The sequence below is a fragment of the Pedobacter albus genome (genome assembly GCF_036324255.1).
GTDB classification, from domain to species: domain Bacteria; phylum Bacteroidota; class Bacteroidia; order Sphingobacteriales; family Sphingobacteriaceae; genus Pedobacter; species Pedobacter albus.
Window position 1 is genome coordinate 3609 of the sequence record NZ_JAZDQT010000005.1, and the last position, 1547, is coordinate 5155.

Here is a 1547-nt window from a genome sequence, read left to right on the forward strand (position 1 = left end):
CGAGTAGTCCAATCTACTCCAGAAAGGAGGTATTCCAGCCGCACCTTCCGGTACGGCTACCTTGTTACGACTTAGCCCCAGTTACCGGTTTTACCCTAGGACGCTCCTTGCGGCTACGTACTTTAGGTACCCCCAGCTTCCATGGCTTGACGGGCGGTGTGTACAAGGCCCGGGAACGTATTCACCGCGTCATTGCTGATACGCGATTACTAGCGAATCCAACTTCAAGAGGTCGAGTTGCAGACCTCTATCCGAACTGTGATCGGCTTTTTGAGATTGGCATTCCATTGCTGGATAGCTGCCCTCTGTACCGACCATTGTAGCACGTGTGTAGCCCCGGACGTAAGGGCCATGATGACTTGACGTCGTCCCCTCCTTCCTCTCTGTTTGCACAGGCAGTCTGTCTAGAGTCCCCACCATTACATGCTGGCAACTAGACATAGGGGTTGCGCTCGTTGCGGGACTTAACCCAACACCTCACGGCACGAGCTGACGACAGCCATGCAGCACCTAGTTTCGTGTGATTGCTCACTGTCCCATCTCTGGAACATTCACTAACTTTCAAGCCCGGGTAAGGTTCCTCGCGTATCATCGAATTAAACCACATGCTCCTCCGCTTGTGCGGGCCCCCGTCAATTCCTTTGAGTTTCACCCTTGCGGGCGTACTCCCCAGGTGGAACACTTAACGCTTTCGCTTAGCCGCTGACCGTGTATCGCCAACAGCGAGTGTTCATCGTTTAGGGCGTGGACTACCAGGGTATCTAATCCTGTTTGATCCCCACGCTTTCGTGCCTCAGCGTCAATACAACCATAGCAAGCTGCCTTCGCAATCGGTGTTCTGTGACATATCTATGCATTTCACCGCTACTTGTCACATTCCGCCTGCCTCTAGTTGATTCAAGCCCGTCAGTATCAAGGGCACTGCGATGGTTGAGCCACCGTCTTTCACCCCTGACTTAACAGGCCGCCTACGCACCCTTTAAACCCAATAAATCCGGATAACGCTCGGATCCTCCGTATTACCGCGGCTGCTGGCACGGAGTTAGCCGATCCTTATTCCTACCGTACATTCAGCTCCCTACACGTAGGGAGGTTTATTCCGGTATAAAAGCAGTTTACAACCCGGAGGGCCGTCTTCCTGCACGCGGCATGGCTGGTTCAGGCTTGCGCCCATTGACCAATATTCCTTACTGCTGCCTCCCGTAGGAGTCTGGTCCGTGTCTCAGTACCAGTGTGGGGGGCCATCCTCTCAGATCCCCTAGCCATCGTCGCCTTGGTGGGCCGTTACCCCGCCAACTAGCTAATGGCACGCATGCCCATCTTTTCCCCATAAATGTTTGGACATTGCTCCATGCGAAGCTGTGTCTTCATGCGGTATTAATCCGGATTTCTCCGGGCTATCCCCCTGGAAAAGGTAGGTTGCATACGCGTTACGCACCCGTGCGCCGGTCTCAATCAAAGCAAGCTCCGATCTACCCCTCGACTTGCATGTATTAGGCCTGCCGCTAGCGTTCATCCTGAGCCAGGATCAAACTCTCCATTGTAAA

At 53.8% G+C, this 1547-nt stretch carries 1 rRNA gene; it reads right to left on the reverse strand.

The window, feature by feature from the left end:
• Positions 1-22 precede the first annotated feature (22 nt).
• A 16S ribosomal RNA gene (locus tag VRU48_RS19605) occupies positions 23-1544 on the reverse strand.
• Positions 1545-1547: the final 3 nt, after the last annotated feature.